The organism is Cupriavidus sp. R6-3 (assembly GCF_059772245.1).
Genome location: NZ_JCBAJO010000117.1, coordinates 1 through 15,182 on the forward strand (window position 1 = coordinate 1; position 15,182 = coordinate 15,182).

Here is a 15,182-nt window from a genome sequence, read left to right on the forward strand (position 1 = left end):
GCGACGCGCTGGACCGTCGAGGCCATCTTGCGCGCCTGCACGCTGAACGCTTCGACCAGATCGCCCGCCACGCCGGGACGCGGCCCTTGCGGATGGCGCGCCAGGTAGTCGGCCACCGCCTCGCGCTCGCCTCGGGTCGGTTGCGCCGGCCGCCCCTGGGCGGCACGGATACGGGCGAAGATGCGGTCGCGAGCGGAATCGGTATTCATGGTGCGGACGATCGGTGTCGGGAGGCCGGGGCAGCGGGCATTATAAGTCCCCCTGCCCGCGGCTTTCGCCGAAACGCAGCGGGAAGCGGCCGCCGGACGCAGCCGCCGGACGCAGCCGCCCGAAGCTGCGTCCGGAAGCGGCGGCGGAAAGCAGCGGCGGAAAGCGGTTGCGGAAACCGGCCAGGATCAGGCCGGCTCGACGCCGAACACCTGGCGCAGATAGCCAAGGTAGGCCGGATCGTCGCACATGGTCTTTTCCGGCGTGTCCGACAGCTTGGCGACCGGTTGCCCGTTGCAGCGGACCATCTTGATGACGATCTGCAGCGGCGTGTAGCCCAGGTCGTTGGTCAGATTGGTGCCGACGCCGAACGCCAGCCGGCAGCGGCCGCCGAAGCGTTCGTACAGCTCGATCACGCGCGGGATATTGAGGTTGTCGCTGAAGATCAGCGTCTTGCTGCGCGGATCGACGCGGTTCCTGCTGTAGTGCTCCAGCATCCGCTCGCCCCAGGCCACCGGATCGCCCGAGTCGTGCCGCACGCCGTCGAACAGCTTGCAGAAGTACAGATCGAAGTCGTTCAGGAAGGCATCGAAGCCGTAGGTGTCGGACAGCGCGATGCCGAGGTCGCCGCGATATTCGCGCGCCCAGGTCTCCAGCGCGAACACCTGCGAATCGCGCAGCCGCGGCCCGAGCGACTGGCAGGCCTGCAGGTATTCGTGGGCCATGGTGCCGAGCGGCGTCAGGTTGTGCTTGCGGGCGAAATGCACGTTGCTGGTGCCGGCCAGCTGCGGTCCCAGCAGTTGCTGCATCGACGACAGCACCTCCTCCTGCCAGTCGCGCGAGAAGCGCCGGCGCGTGCCGTAGTCGGCGATCACGCAGTCGTCGCGGCCCGGCATGCGCAGCAGCGCCAGCTTGTCGACCAGCCGGCGCCGGCCTTCCTCCCAGTCGGGCTGCGGCTGGGTATGGCGGAAGTACACCTCGTTGACGATCGCCAGCAGCGGGACTTCGAACAGGATGGTATGCAGCCACGGGCCGCGGATCGTGATGTCGATTTCGCCCGGATGCGTCGGCGACGGGTTCACCGACACGTATTTGGCGTTGAGCTGGAAGAGGCCGAGGAAATCGACGAAATCGCTCTTGATGAAGCGGAAGCCGCGCAGATATTCCAGTTCGTCCTCGGTGAAGCGCAACTGGCACAGCAATTCGATCTGCGCGCGGATCTCGTCCGCGTACGGCGTCAAATCCACGCCGGCATTGCGGCATTTGAAGCGGTACTCGACCTGGGCCGCCGGAAAATGATGCAGCACGACCTGCATCATCGTGAATTTGTAGAGGTCGGTGTCGAGCAGAGATTGGATGATCATGGCGTAACCCGCACAAGTGTGCCGAATCAGGCCCACATGCTAACCCATCGGGCGACCTCGTCGCGCATGGGGCCAATGCGCGACGGCGGCCCATACCGGGACCAAAGCGGCCACCGGATCGACCCGCGGACCAATGCCGAACAGTGCCGCATAAAGAAATAAGAAAACTATCTGATTCGGCTATATAGGGCCGCTGTGCGGCACGAACGGGTCGGCTACAATACCGATCTTTGAAAGGCCGCGGTCGACGCTCGTCCCGCGTGTGCGTGCGCTGTACGGGAACAAGCGCGGACACAAGCACGGGGCACAAGTACCGGCACAAGCGGCCCAAAACAGTCTCCCATCGAAGCCGATCCGTTTTCCTGGAACCGAAATGACTCACGTTGTCACCGAATCCTGCATCCGTTGCCGCTATACCGACTGCGTTGACGTGTGTCCGGTTGATTGTTTCCGCGAGGGCCCCAATTTCCTCGCGATCGATCCGGACGAGTGCATCGACTGCGCGGTGTGCGTCGCGGAGTGTCCGGTCAACGCGATCTATGCCGAGGAAGACGTGCCGGGCGACCAGCTGCAGTTCATCGAACTGAACGCCGAACTGGCCCGCAGCTGGCCTTCGATCACCAAGACCAAGGCCCCGCTGCCCGAGGCCGAGGAATGGAAGGACGCCACCGGCAAGCTGCAATACCTGGAACGCTGAGCCGACGCGCCAGCCACCCCCCACCCGATAGCGACAAAGAGAAGGCCGTCCCCACGCGCTTTCCCGCAATGCCGGGCACCCCGTGCCCCCAAACGTATCAGGACGCATATGGACTTGAGCATCCCCAACCCCGTCGCGGACACCACCAATCAGGTCGGCGGCAACGCTGGCGGTGGCCAGCCCCTCGAAATCGACGCGCTGATCGTCGGCGCCGGTCCGGTCGGCCTGTTCCAGGTCTTCGAACTCGGCCTGCTCGAGATCAAGGCGCACGTGATCGACTCGCTGAAGGTCGTCGGCGGCCAATGCGTCGAGCTGTATCCGGACAAGCCGATCTATGACATCCCGGCGGTGCCGATCTGCACCGGCCAGGAGCTGACCGACAACCTGCTCAAGCAGATCGAGCCGTTCGAGCCGACCTTCCATCTCGGCCAGGAAGTCTCGGTGGTCGAGCGCCAGGAGGACGGCCGCTTCTTCGTCGAGACCTCGCTCGGTACCCGCTTCCTGACCAAGACCATCTTCATCGCCGCCGGCGTCGGTTCGTTCCAGCCGCGCACGCTGAAAGTCGAGGGCCTGGACAAGTTCGACGGCAAGCAGCTGTTCTACCGCGTCAAGGATCCGAGCCGCTTCCACGGCCGCAACCTGGTGATCGTCGGCGGCGGCGACTCGGCGCTGGACTGGACGCTGGACCTGGTCGGCAAGGCCGAGTCGGTCGTGCTGATCCACCGTCGCGACGGCTTCCGCGCCGCACCGGCCTCGGTCGCCAAGATGAAGGAACTGTGCGAGCAGATGGAGATGCAGTTCATGGTCGGCCAGATCAGCGGCTATGAGGAAAAGGACGGCGTGCTGACCGAGATCAAGGTCACCGGCGGCGACGGCGTGACGCGCCGCATGCCGCTGGACGATCTGCTGGTGTTCTTCGGGCTGTCGCCCAAGCTCGGCCCGATCGCCGAGTGGGGCCTGGACCTGGAGCGCAAGCAGATCAAGGTCGATACCGAGAAGTTCGAGACCAATATCCCGGGCATCTTCGCGGTCGGCGACATCAACACCTATCCGGGCAAGAAGAAGCTGATCCTGTCGGGCTTCCACGAGGCCGCGCTGGCCGCCTTCGGCGCCGCCCCGTACATCTTCCCCGAGAAGAAGATCCACATGCAGTACACGACGACCTCGCCGAAGCTGCACAAGATCCTGGGCGTCGAATCGCCGGTGTTCGACTGAGCGATGCTCGACGGAGCGATGCATGGCCAACGCCGGGCATCGTCTCGCAGGTCTGTTGAAGAACCGCCTTCGGGCGGTTTTTCATTGCCTCCCGCAAATTCTTCTTGGCATTCCGCTCGCCCGCCGTCTATAATGCGCCCCTCGCCAACGCACATTCGCGGCACCGGATCGGCCCCAGGGCTTCCGACCCAACGAATGCGCAGGCAGGCCGGACACTTCGGCGCGGCGTTTTGCGGATGACGCAACGACAACAAAATGTCGAAACGTTGTTGACGAAGTAACGAGAAACTGGCTATAATCCTTTTCTCAGCTGTTCCCCGATAGCTCAGTCGGTAGAGCGACGGACTGTTAATCCGCAGGTCCCTGGTTCGAGCCCAGGTCGGGGAGCCAAAGAATAAAAGGCCCGCCATCCGAGATGGCGGGCCTTTTCACTGGTGCGCTGGCATCCTGCGTGACCGACCCTGTCGCGACTCGCACGCCCACCCTTCCGGTCCACTGCCCCGCCATGCTTGCGGGGTTTTGCCAACACCCAGCTCCGCGGGTATCGGCAGCGAGCACAGGCTCGAGGCTGCCGAGGCTCACCGTTCCACCCCGCCGCAGCAGCGGCACCCCGAAGGACAAGCTTTGACCAAGATCGTTTTGAAGCCGGGCGAACCGGTTGACGTCGCCATGCGGCGATTCCGCCGGGCCATTCTGCAAAATGGCCTGATCGTCGAACTGAAGAGCCGCACGGCCTACGAGAAGCCGACCACCGAGCGCAAGCGCAAGAAGAAGGCCGCCGAGTCGCGCCTGCGCAAGCGTCTGCGCATGCAGATGCTGCCGAAGAAGATGTACTGATCGTCTTCGACTGCCGGGAGTCCCGCTGGCGCGGCCCATCGTCCGCCGCGTGACCCCCGTTGCTGTCCCGTTCTCCCACCGCCCGGGAGAACGCGCACTCCCCCGGGGAGCGCCCTCTCGTCCAGCCATCTGGCCGACGACACCCGCTGCGCCACCCATCCCCACAGCCGATATCGGCCCCCTGCCCCGGCTGCTACAGTACGTTCCTGTTGTCTCGCCCCAGGAATCGTTTCCGCATGCCTTCCGGATCTTCCCGTCCGTCTTCACGTCGGTCTTCTCGTCCGTCGCCCAGCCTGACAATCGGCCCGTCGCAGTGGCGTCTCGCCTTCTGGCTATGCCTGTGCGCCGTGCTGACACTCGCGCTGATGCCGCCGACGACGCCGATGCCGACCACCGGCTGGGACAAGAGCAACCACCTGCTGGCGTTCGCCACGCTCGGCGTGCTCGGATGGCGCGCCTATCCGGCGCGGCCATGGGCCGTGCCGCTCGGCTTGCTGGTCTATGGCGGACTGATCGAGTGGCTGCAGTCGATGACGCCCTACCGCTCCGCCGACGCCATCGACATATTGGCCGACGCGCTGGGCCTCGCGCTGGGGTGGCTGCTGCACGGACTGGTGCGTGCGCTGATGCGCCGCCTGCGGGCACGACGCGCGGCCTGACGGGCCTGGCCGGCATAACCGGCATAAACGGCATAGCGGGCCTGGTGAGCCTGGCCCCCGGCCGGATTGACCGACGCCCTGCTGCGGCGCGCCAAGGACCGATCGCAAGCAGATCGGCATAATGGCGGGATTGCGCCAGGCGCGCTTCACCGGAACGCTGCGTTGACTGCCATTCTCGAATTGCGCCACGTGCGCAAGCAATACGGCAACACCGTCGTCGTCGACGATCTGAGCCTGCAGGTGCAGCGCGGCCAGTGCTTTGGCCTGCTGGGCCCCAACGGCGCCGGCAAGACCACCACGCTGCGCCTGCTGCTCGGGCTGACCACGCCGGCCTCGGGCGAGCTGACGCTGTGCGGCGAACCGGTTCCCGCCCGCGCGCCGCAGGCCCGCATGCGCGTCGGCGTGGTGCCGCAGTTCGACAATCTCGACCCGGACTTCACCGTGGTCGAGAACCTGCGCATCTTCGGCCGCTATTTCGGCCTGTCGGCCGCCGAGATCGAACGGCGCGTGCCGATGCTGCTCGAATTCGCCCGCCTGGAAAATCGCGCCGACGCGCATGTGCGCGACCTGTCCGGCGGCATGCGCCGGCGCCTGACGGTAGCGCGGGCGCTGATCAACGATCCCGACCTGCTGGTGATGGACGAGCCGACCACCGGGCTGGACCCGCAGGCGCGCCATCTGATCTGGGACCGGCTCAAGTCGCTGCTGGCCGCCGGCAAGACCATTCTGCTGACCACCCATTTCATGGAGGAGGCCGAGCGGCTGTGCAACTATCTGTGCGTGATCGACGGTGGCCGCAAGATCGCCGAAGGCAAGCCGCACGAACTGATCGACCGGCAGATCGGCTGCGACGTGGTCGAGGTCTATGGCGAGGAGCTGGACGCGCTGCGCGAGCGCTTGGCGCCGCTGGCCGAGCGCACCGAGAAGAGCGGCGAGACGCTGTTCTGCTACGTGCGCGAGCCCGAGCCGCTGCTGGCGGCGCTGCACGGCAATGGCGGCATCCGCTACCTGCATCGCCCGGCCAATCTGGAGGATGTGTTCCTGAAACTGACCGGCCGCGAGATGCGGGATTGAACGCCTGACCGGCCTGCCCGCAGCCGAGCCGCAGCCAGCTTGACGCTCACCCGCACCGAGCCCTCAACGACCCCGCAACCCATCCGCAGCCCACCGCCACGCACCGAACCATCGAGGAAACCATGAGCGAACGAGACCCGGACCCGGGCAACGACGGCAAGCTGGCCACCGCGGCGGCGGCGTCCGGCGGCGCGACCCTCACCACGCGGCGCTATCCGCAGCCGCTGTGGCCGCTGAACCTGCGCAACTGGACCATGGTCTGGTATCGCAACTACCGCGTCTGGCGCAAGCTGGCGATCCCGTCGATGATCGGCAACCTGGCCGATCCGATGATCTACCTGTTCGGCCTGGGACTGGGGCTCGGCCTGCTGGTCGGACGCGTCGACGGCGTCTCGTACATTGCCTTCCTCGCCGCCGGCACCACCGCCTCCAGCGTGATGATGTCGGCCAGCTTCGAGTCGATGTATTCGGCCTTCTCGCGCATGCACGTGCAGCGCACCTGGGAGGCCATCATGCACGCGCCGCTGACGCTGGGCGACGTGGTGCTCGGCGAGGTGCTGTGGGCGGCCAGCAAGGCCGTGCTGTCGGGCGTGGCGATCATGCTGGTGGCCAGCGCGCTGGGCTATGCGCAGATGCCGAACGCGCTGCTGGCGCTGCCGGTGATCGCGCTGGCGGGCATCGCCTTCGCCAGCCTGGCGATGATCGTCACCGCGCTGGCGCCCAGCTACGACTTCTTCATGTTCTACCAGACGCTGGTGATGACGCCGATGCTGCTGCTTTCGGGCGTGTTCTTTCCGCTGGAACAGCTGCCGCCCGGCGTGCAGGCCGCCACGCAGGCGCTGCCGCTGGCGCACGCGGTGGCGCTGATCCGGCCGCTGATGCTGGATCGCCCGGTCGACCAGGTCGGCCTGCATCTGGCCGTGCTGGCCGCCTATGCGGCGGTGGCGCTGGTGGTGGCGCTGATGCTGCTGCGCCGGCGGATGCTGCGGTAAGTTCGGCGCCCCGCGTGCTGGGGGACACGCCATGGAAAAAGCCGGCCCTGGGGCCGGCTTTTTCCTCGTCGATCGAATCGAGCGAATTAAGCGAATCGATTGGATCGCGCGAATCGAGCGGGTCGGGCGGGTCGGGCGGGTCGGGCGGGTCGGGCGGGTCGGGCGGGTCGAGCGCGTCGAGTAGGTCGAGCGCGTCGAGTCAGTGAAGCTTAGTCGCCCAAGCCGCGCAGCAGATCCGCCTTCAGGTCCTCGACCGACTCCAGCCCCACCGCCATGCGGATCAGGCCCTCGCCGATGCCGGCCGCGGCCTTGGCCTCGGGGCTGACGCGCGCGTGCGTGGTGGTGTACGGATGCGTCACGGTGGTGCGCGTGTCGCCCAGGTTGCCGGTGATCGAGCACAGGCGCGTGCTGTCGATCACGCGCCAGGCGTTGGCGCGCTGCTGTTCCGGCGTCGCGCCCTTCAGTTCGAAGGACACGATGGCCCCGCCGCCGCTCTGCTGGCGCATCGCGATGTCGTGCTGCGGATGCGACTTCAGCGCGGGGTGATAGACCCGCGCCACCGCCGGATGCGATTCGAGGAACTGGGCCAGCGCCAGCGCGCTGGCAGAATGGCGCTCCATGCGGATCGCCAGCGTCTCCATGCCCTTGAGCATCACCCAGGCGTTGAAGGCGGACAGCGTCGGGCCGGCGGTCCGCACGAAGGGGAACACCTTGCCCATGATGAAGTCGTGCTTGCCCAGCACCGCGCCGCCGAGCACGCGGCCCTGGCCGTCGATATGCTTGGTCGCCGAATGCACCACGAGGTCGGCGCCGAAGCGCAGCGGCTGCTGCAGCGCCGGCGAGCAGAAGCAGTTGTCGACCACCAGCAGCGCACCGGCGTCGTGCGCGATATCCGCCACCGCGGCGATGTCGGCCACCTCCGTCAGCGGGTTCGACGGCGTCTCGAGGAAGAACAGCTTGGTGTTCGGCTTGACCGCGGCGCGCCAGCCGGCCAGGTCGGTGCCGTCGACGAAGGTGGTCTCGACGCCGAACTTGGCGAAGATGTTCGAGAACAGCGTCATCGTCGAGCCGAAGATCGCGCGCGAGCTGACGAGGTGGTCGCCGGCCTGCATCGACGACAGCACCACCGACAGGATCGCGCTCATGCCCGAGGCGGTCGCCATGCAGGCCTCGGCGCCTTCCAGCGCGGCCAGCCGCTGCTGGAACATGCTGACGGTCGGATTGGTGAAGCGCGAGTAGGTGTAGCCCTCTTCCGAGTTGGCGAAGCGCTCGGCCGCCTCGGCGGCGCTGCCGAAGCAGAAGCTCGACGTCAGGTACATCGCCTCGGAATGCTCCATGAACTCGCTGCGCAGCGTGCCGGCGCGCACGCCGAGCGTATCAATGCCGAGGGAGTCGAGGTCGAGCGGGTCGTTCATGGTCGGGGCAATCGTGGGTAGCGATGGAATGGCTCCCCTCCCCCGCGCGCGGGAGAGGGGTTGGGACAGGGAGAAACCGGCGGGCCTTACTCGTTGCCGCCCGAGCGCTGCAGATGCAGCTGCGAACGCTCGGTATCGCCGCCGCCTTCGCGGTCGGCTTCGCTGCGTGCGGTCTCGAGGCGGTCCAGATAGGCCTCGTCGATATCGCCGGTGATGTACTTGCCGTCGAAGCACGAGGCCTCGAAGTCCTTCAGCGCCGGGTTGATGTCGCGCACCGCCTGCTTCATCGCCTCGACGTCCTGATAGACCAGTTGGTCCGCGCCGATCATGCGGCAGATCTCGTCATGGCTGCGGCCATGCGCGACCAGCTCGCTGCGGGTCGGCATGTCGATGCCGTAGACGTTGGGGAACTTCACCGGCGGCGCCGCGGACGCGAAGATCACCTTGTTGGCGCCCGCATCGCGCGCCATCTGCACGATCTCGAACGAGGTGGTGCCGCGCACGATCGAGTCGTCGACGATCAGCACGTTCTTGCCCTTGAACTCGACGCCCATCGCGTTGAGCTTCTGGCGCACCGACTTCTTGCGCACCGCCTGGCCCGGCATGATGAAGGTGCGGCCGACATAGCGGTTCTTGAAGAAGCCCTCGCGATAGTTCAGGCCAAGCTTGTTGGCGACCTGCATCGCCGCCGGCCGGCTCGAATCGGGAATCGGCATCACCACGTCGATATCGCCCGCGCTGACTTCGCTGCGGATCTTCTCGGCCAGGTAATCGCCCATGCGCAGGCGCGCGTCGTAGACCGGCACGCCGTCGATGCACGAATCCGGCCGCGCCAGGTAGACGTATTCGAAGATGCAGGAATTGAGCAGCGGATTGTCGGCGCACTGCTTGGTGTACAGCTTGCCGTCCAGGTCGATGAAGATCGCCTCGCCCGGCGCCACGTCGCGCTCGAGCTTGTAGCCGATGCCTTCGAGCGCCACCGATTCCGACGCGACCATCCATTCCTTGCCGGTCGCCGTCTCGATGCTGCCCAGGCACAGCGGGCGGATGCCGAACGGATCGCGCACGGCCAGCATGCCGTAGCCGGCGATCTGCGCGGCGATCGCATACGAGCCTCGCACGCGGCGGTGCATGCCCGCCACCGCGGCGAAGATGATCTCGGGATCGAGCGAGGTGCCGTTGCTGGCGCGCTGCAGCTCGTCGGCCAGCACGTTCAGCAGCACCTCGGTATCCGAGTGCGTATTGATGTGGCGGCGATCGCGCCGGAACATCTCCTCGCGCAGCTGCTGCCAGTTGGTCAGGTTGCCGTTATGCGCCAGGATGATGCCGTACGGCGCATTGACGTAGAACGGCTGCGCCTCTTCCTCGCTGGAGGCCGAGCCCGCGGTCGGGTAGCGCACCTGGCCGATGCCCGCCGCGCCCGGCAGGCCGCGCATGTTGCGCGTGCGGAACACGTCGCGCACCAGGCCGTTGGCCTTGTGCATGTGGAAGGTGCTGCCGTTGGCGGTCGCGATGCCAGCGGCGTCCTGACCGCGATGCTGCAACAGCAGCAGGCTGTCGTAAATCAACTGATTGACGGGCGTGGCAGACACCACACCGACGATACCGCACATGCCAAGCTCCCAGGAAAGGCTTTGATTCGGGGCGCCCTGCGCGCTGCCGACGGCAGACCAGGCGCGAAAAGTTCATGCCGGGCGCGCGCCCGGCCTCAGGTTCTGACGTATTTGGCGATTTCCGGCGGCAACCAGGGCCGCAGCGACTCCATCGCGGCGATGACATAGGGGCGCGACACCGCGTCGCGCCAGAAAGGTTCGTCGGGCATCTTGGTAAAGCCGGCCAACGTGACCAGCAGCATCACCACCAGCGCGCCGCGCGCCACCCCGAACACCAGTCCAAGCCCGCGATCCGCCGGCTTCAGGCCGGTGGTTTCCAGCAACTGGCCGATGACCGCGCCGGCCAGCGCCGCGGCAATCACGGTGCCGAAGAACAATACCGCGAATCCGGCGGCGCTGCGCGCGAGCGCGCCGCCGGGCAGCGACTCGGGCATCCATTGCGTCGCGACGCCGACATAGTTGTAGGCCACGAAAAAGGCCGCGATCCAGCCCACCAGCGACAGCAGTTCGCGCATCAGGCCGCGCAGCGCGCCGACCAGCCCCGAGGCGACCAGCACGAACACGACCGCGTAGTCGAAGAACGTCAGCTGCATTCCCGCGAGCACCGCCGTCCGCCGCCGCTCAGAGCTCGACCACGCGGGCCGTCAGGCCGGTGGCGCGGACCCGCTTTTCGGCGGCATCGGCGGCATCACGGTCCGAGAACGGGCCGGCGCGCAGCAGGATGCGTTCGCCGTCGGCCAGCGCCTTGCGTTCGATATATGCGGGCACCTTGTTCGCCTTCAACTTGCTCATCCACTGCCTGGCCTTGTCCTCGGTCGAGAAGGCGCCGACGAGGATCACGTATTTGCCGCTGCCGGACGATTTGGCTTCGGCCTTGTCGGTTTTCGATTCCGCCTTGGGATCGGGTTTCGCCTCGGCCTGGCGCGCCGCTTCGGTACGCTCGGCAGGCTTTTCCGGCGCCTTGTCGGCCGCGCGGGCCGCCGGTGCGCTGACCAGTTCCTCGCCGGCATCGAGCGCCTGCGCATCGAGGCGCGACTGCTGCTGCTGCGCCAGCGGCGCGGCCTTGCGCGGTTCCGGCCTGGCCTGCGCCTCGCCCTGGCCGCCGCTCAGGCGCACCGCGATCTGGTCGGCGGCGGGACGCGGCTCGGTCTCGAAGACGATCGGCAGCACGATCACCGCGGCCACCGTCATCACCAGCGCGCCGATCAGGCGACGCCGCGCGCGTTGCTTCTGGGGGAATTCCGGGTCCAGCATGTCGTCCGCATAGTCGTCGCCACCGCGGTCGCCACCCCGGCGCATGTCGCGGCTGCCAGCACGCGCGCCGGCTGCTCCGGCGTCCGCGCTGCGGGCGCGCCGTGCGCGCTCCGGTGCCGCGTCTTTGCCCTTGCGGAAGGAAAACAGCGAAAGCAGGCCCATAGATTGGTTCGGTGCGGGCGGCAGGCGCGGCCGCCCCTTGAGTTTGTCGCTCGACCGCGGCGCGTGCCCCGGCAGTGCCCCGGAAGTGTCCCGGGAAAACGGTGCGGCAGGCTAGTTCGCCTGAGTCGCCCGGTACGCCATCACGCCGGCCACGGTGTAGAACGATCCGAAGACCAGGATTCTATCATTCTCGGTGGCACGCTCGATGGCGTCCCGATAGGCCGCCTCGGGGCTGGCGAAGCACGCCGCGGTGGCGTCCGGGCCCGGCCGGAAGCCGCCCTGCTCCAGGTGCTCCAGCAGGTCCTGGGCGCTGGCCGCACGCGGCGTCGGCAGGTCGCACAGGCACCAGTGATCGACCTTGTCGCTCAGGTGGCGCAGCACGCCGGCGATGTCCTTGTCGGCCATCGCGCCGAACACCGCGTAGGTGTAGCGGAAGAAGCCCATGTTCTCCAGGCTCTGGCCCAGCGTGGCGGCGGCATGGGGGTTGTGGGCGACATCGAGGATTACGGTCGGACGCCCCGCCATCACCTGGAAGCGGCCCGGCAGATCGACGAAGGCGAGCCCGTTGCGCACCTCCTGCGCGCTGACCGGCAGCCGGTCGCGCACCGCCTGCAGCGCGGCCAGCGCGGCGGACGCATTCAGCAGCTGGTTGGCGCCGCGCAGCGCCGGATACCCCAGCCCATTGAGCTTGCGCCCGCGGCCGCTCCAGTCCCACTGCAGGCGCTCCTGGCCCTTGGCGGCCTGGTGCTGGAAATCGCGCCCGACCAGCCACAGGTCGGCGCCGATCGTCTCGGCATGCTCGACCAGCGAGGCCGGCGGCATCGGGTCGCCGCAGATCGCCGGCACATGCGGGCGGAAGATGCCGGCCTTCTCGAAGCCGATCTTCTCGCGGGTATCGCCCAGGTACTGGGCATGGTCGATATCGACGCTGGTGACGATGGCGCAGTCGGGATCGAACACATTGACCGCGTCGAGCCGGCCGCCCAGCCCGACCTCGAGGATGATCGCGTCGAGCTGCGCGGCGGCGAAGGCATGGACGATCGCCAGCGTGGTGAACTCGAAATAGGTCAGGCTGACCGGGTCGGCGAAGCTGGTGCGGGCGCGCTCGACCGCCTCGAAATGCGGCAGCAGCTGCGCGTCGGTCGCCATCTCGCCGTTGATGCGCGCGCGCTCGTTGAACGACAGCAGATGCGGCGAGGTATGGCAGCCGACCTTGTAGCCCGCCTCCAGCAGGATCCGCTCGAGCATCGCGCAGGTCGAGCCCTTGCCGTTGGTGCCGCCCACGGTGAACACCAGCGCGTCGATGCGCAGGCCGAGCGCTTCCTTGACCCGGCTGATCCGTGTCAGGCCCATGTCGATGCCGACCGGGTGCGCGGTTTCGAGGTGGGCCAGCCACTCGGGCAGGGAGGAGAAGATAGGCATGATGCTGCTGTGATGTGCTGCGGTTCGCGCCCGGTTACGCCAGGCGTCCCATGCGGTTTCCTCCCCTCTCCCGCTGGCGGGACAGGGGTTGGGGGAGAGGGCAGCTCAACACCGCCCCGCCTCCCCAACCCTCTCCCGCTGAGGGGGAGAGGGAGAACACCCTGCGGCGAACCATACTATCCAATGAAAAACGCGGACCAGGTCCGCGTCGTCAAACCATCCTTCGGCGATCGGGGTCCGCTCAGGCCACCGCGTCGGCCGGCTGCTTCTGCAGCAGCGCCAGCAGTTGCGCGAGCTCGGCACGCAGCTTGCGCCGGTCGACGATCATGTCGATGGCGCCCTTCTGCAGCAGGAACTCGGCACGCTGGAAGCCTTCGGGCAGCTTCTCGCGCACGGTCTGCTCGATCACGCGCGGGCCGGCAAAGCCGATCAGCGCCTTGGGCTCGGCGATCACCACGTCGCCCAGGAAGGCGAAGCTGGCCGACACGCCGCCCATGGTCGGGTCGGTCAGCACGCTGATGAACGGCAGCTTGGCGCCCGACAGCTTGTTGAGCATCGCGGTGGTCTTCGCCATCTGCATCAGCGACAGCAGGCTTTCCTGCATGCGCGCGCCGCCGGTGGCGGTGATGCAGATGAACGGCACCTTCTGCTCGAGCGCGGCCTGCGCGCCGCGCGCGAAGCGCTCGCCGACCACCGAACCCATCGAGCCGCCCATGAAGGCGAATTCGAAGCAGCTGACCACCACCGGAATGGTATGGATCGCGCCGCCCATCACCACCATCGCGTCGGTCTCGCCGGTCTCGTCCATCGCCGCCTTGATGCGGTCCGGATACTTCTTCGAGTCCTTGAACTTGAGCGCGTCGACCGGCACGATTTCCTGGCCGATCTCATAGCGGCCCTCGGCGTCGAGCAGCGAATCGAGCCGCTCGCGCGCGCGGATGCGCATATGGTGGTCGCACTTGGGGCAGACATGCAGATTGGCCTCGACGTCGGTCCGGTACAGCACGGACTCGCACGACGGGCACTTGACCCACAGGCCCTCGGGGATGCCCTTGCGGGACGAGGGGTCGGTCTGTTGAATCTTGGGGGGCAGGAGTTTATCCAACCAGCTCATCAAAACGCTCCTTTCGGATAAGGCCGCGGCCTGGCGCATCGCGAAGTGATATGGCGCACGCGCGCGCAGGTGGCAGGCCCGGCCATCGGCCAAGGCGGCGAATGTACCACGGGCGCCGCACAAGGGCCGAGATTCTGTGCCGCGGAAAGCAGGAATCGGCGGCCGTCGACGGGGAAATGTCGCCAGAGCCCGCCGATGGCCGCCGATATGAGGCTAATACATCACGCCTTGGCGTCCAGCGCCGTGCGGATCTCCGCGATGAACGAACGCAGCGATTGTACCGCTTGATCCCGCGGCGCTTCCTCCAGCAATTGCACCAGCCGGCTGCCGATCACGACCGCGTCGGCCACGCTGGCGATCGCCCGCGCGGTCTGCGCGTCACGGATGCCGAAGCCGACGCCGACCGGCAGGTTGGCGTGTCGCTTGATCACCGGCAGGCGCGCGGCGACGCTGTCCAGGTCCAGCGCGCCCGAACCGGTCACGCCCTTGAGCGACACGTAGTACAGGTAGCCGCTGGCCACCTTGGCGACCTGCGCGATGCGCGCATCGGTGGTGGTTGGCGCCAGCAGGAAGATCGGATCGATGCCGTGCTCGCGCATCAGCTGGGCAAACGACTCGCACTCCTCGGGCGGGTAGTCGACCACCAGCACGCCGTCGACGCCGGCCTCACGAGCGGCCTGCGCGAACGCGCGCTCGCCCATCCGCTCGATCGGGTTGGCATAGCCCATCAGCACCACGGGCGTGCCGGCGTCGCGCTGGCGGAATTCGCGGACCCAGCCCAGCACCTGGGTCAGGCTGACGCCGTTGGCCAGCGCCCGCTCGGACGCGCGCTGGATCACCGGGCCGTCGGCCATCGGGTCGGAGAACGGCACGCCCAGCTCGATCACATCGGCGCCGCCCTCGACCAGCGCATGCATCAGCGCGACCGTCAGGCCGGGCTCGGGATCGCCGGCGGTGATGAAGGGAATCAGGCCCTTCCTGCCTTGTGCGGACAGCGCCGCGAAAGTCGATTGGATGCGGGACATGGTCAGGATGCGAGGTGAGGCAGCGCGTCCGCCGGACCGGCGTCGTTGGCGGCTGCCGGGGTAGACGGGGTAGACGGAGCCGAGGCGGCGATCGCGGCGACGGAGGCATTGGCGGCGGCTTGGGAGGCGGCT

15 protein-coding genes, 1 tRNA gene and 1 pseudogene are annotated in these 15,182 nt (G+C 67.4%); 8 read left to right on the plus strand and 9 right to left on the minus strand.

Annotation, left to right across the window (positions count from 1 at the left end):
* Positions 1–209, minus strand: a pseudogene (locus AC6EI8_RS16900) (lactate utilization protein C); the annotation flags it as partial.
* 186 nt (positions 210–395) lie between these two features.
* A complete protein-coding gene (gene pncB / locus AC6EI8_RS16905) occupies positions 396–1,571 on the minus strand; it encodes a nicotinate phosphoribosyltransferase (protein ID WP_149317013.1) in 1,176 nt (391 codons plus the stop codon).
* A gap of 373 nt (positions 1,572–1,944) precedes the next feature.
* Between pncB and fdxA the strand changes: the two genes are divergently transcribed.
* The 8 genes from fdxA (at position 1,945) to AC6EI8_RS16945 (ending at position 7,229) form a co-directional block, all read left to right on the plus strand.
* Entirely contained in the window at positions 1,945–2,268 is a 324-nt protein-coding gene (fdxA, locus tag AC6EI8_RS16910) for a ferredoxin FdxA (protein ID WP_226107524.1), read from the plus strand.
* Between the two features lie 108 nt (positions 2,269–2,376).
* Positions 2,377–3,483 (plus strand): NAD(P)/FAD-dependent oxidoreductase, encoded by a 1,107-nt coding sequence (locus tag AC6EI8_RS16915; protein ID WP_149317012.1) that lies wholly within the window; start codon positions 2,377–2,379, stop codon positions 3,481–3,483.
* Between the two features lie 314 nt (positions 3,484–3,797).
* A tRNA-Asn gene (locus AC6EI8_RS16920) sits at positions 3,798–3,873 on the plus strand.
* 234 nt (positions 3,874–4,107) lie between these two features.
* Entirely contained in the window at positions 4,108–4,320 is a 213-nt protein-coding gene (rpsU, locus tag AC6EI8_RS16925) for a 30S ribosomal protein S21 (protein WP_006578041.1), read from the plus strand.
* 347 nt (positions 4,321–4,667) lie between these two features.
* Positions 4,668–4,979 carry a VanZ family protein gene (locus tag AC6EI8_RS16930; RefSeq protein ID WP_498382442.1) on the plus strand — a complete coding sequence of 104 codons (312 nt, stop codon included), beginning with the start codon at positions 4,668–4,670 and terminating at the stop codon, positions 4,977–4,979.
* Between the two features lie 162 nt (positions 4,980–5,141).
* Positions 5,142–6,053 carry a nodulation factor ABC transporter ATP-binding protein NodI gene (gene nodI / locus AC6EI8_RS16935; protein ID WP_149317010.1) on the plus strand — a complete coding sequence of 304 codons (912 nt, stop codon included), beginning with the start codon at positions 5,142–5,144 and terminating at the stop codon, positions 6,051–6,053.
* A 122-nt stretch (positions 6,054–6,175) separates the two neighbouring features.
* Positions 6,176–7,045, plus strand: coding sequence for an ABC transporter permease (locus AC6EI8_RS16940; RefSeq protein ID WP_223819659.1), 870 nt, complete (start codon positions 6,176–6,178; stop codon positions 7,043–7,045).
* Between the two features lie 31 nt (positions 7,046–7,076).
* A complete protein-coding gene (locus tag AC6EI8_RS16945; protein ID WP_498382443.1) occupies positions 7,077–7,229 on the plus strand; it encodes a hypothetical protein in 153 nt (50 codons plus the stop codon).
* Positions 7,230–7,254: 25 nt separating this feature from the next.
* On the opposite strand, the gene AC6EI8_RS16950 is transcribed toward AC6EI8_RS16945, so the two are convergent.
* The 7 genes from AC6EI8_RS16950 to trpA all read right to left on the minus strand — a co-directional run bounded on the left by AC6EI8_RS16950 (position 7,255) and on the right by trpA (position 15,050).
* A complete protein-coding gene (locus AC6EI8_RS16950) occupies positions 7,255–8,460 on the minus strand; it encodes an O-succinylhomoserine sulfhydrylase (RefSeq protein WP_149317009.1) in 1,206 nt (401 codons plus the stop codon).
* 86 nt (positions 8,461–8,546) lie between these two features.
* Complete coding sequence (gene purF, locus AC6EI8_RS16955) at positions 8,547–10,073, minus strand: amidophosphoribosyltransferase (protein WP_149317008.1); 1,527 nt, start codon at positions 10,071–10,073, stop codon at positions 8,547–8,549.
* Positions 10,074–10,168: 95 nt separating this feature from the next.
* Positions 10,169–10,666, minus strand: coding sequence for a CvpA family protein (locus AC6EI8_RS16960; RefSeq protein WP_149317007.1), 498 nt, complete (start codon positions 10,664–10,666; stop codon positions 10,169–10,171).
* Between the two features lie 28 nt (positions 10,667–10,694).
* On the minus strand, positions 10,695–11,489 hold the full coding sequence (locus AC6EI8_RS16965) for an SPOR domain-containing protein (RefSeq protein ID WP_498382444.1): 795 nt from the start codon (positions 11,487–11,489) through the stop codon (positions 10,695–10,697).
* A gap of 111 nt (positions 11,490–11,600) precedes the next feature.
* Positions 11,601–12,911, minus strand: coding sequence for a bifunctional tetrahydrofolate synthase/dihydrofolate synthase (folC, locus tag AC6EI8_RS16970; RefSeq protein ID WP_226107521.1), 1,311 nt, complete (start codon positions 12,909–12,911; stop codon positions 11,601–11,603).
* 241 nt (positions 12,912–13,152) lie between these two features.
* A complete protein-coding gene (accD, locus tag AC6EI8_RS16975) occupies positions 13,153–14,025 on the minus strand; it encodes an acetyl-CoA carboxylase, carboxyltransferase subunit beta (RefSeq protein ID WP_149317004.1) in 873 nt (290 codons plus the stop codon).
* Positions 14,026–14,246: 221 nt separating this feature from the next.
* Positions 14,247–15,050, minus strand: a complete 804-nt coding sequence (gene trpA, locus AC6EI8_RS16980) for a tryptophan synthase subunit alpha (RefSeq protein ID WP_498382445.1) — start codon at positions 15,048–15,050, stop codon at positions 14,247–14,249.
* Positions 15,051–15,182: the final 132 nt, after the last annotated feature.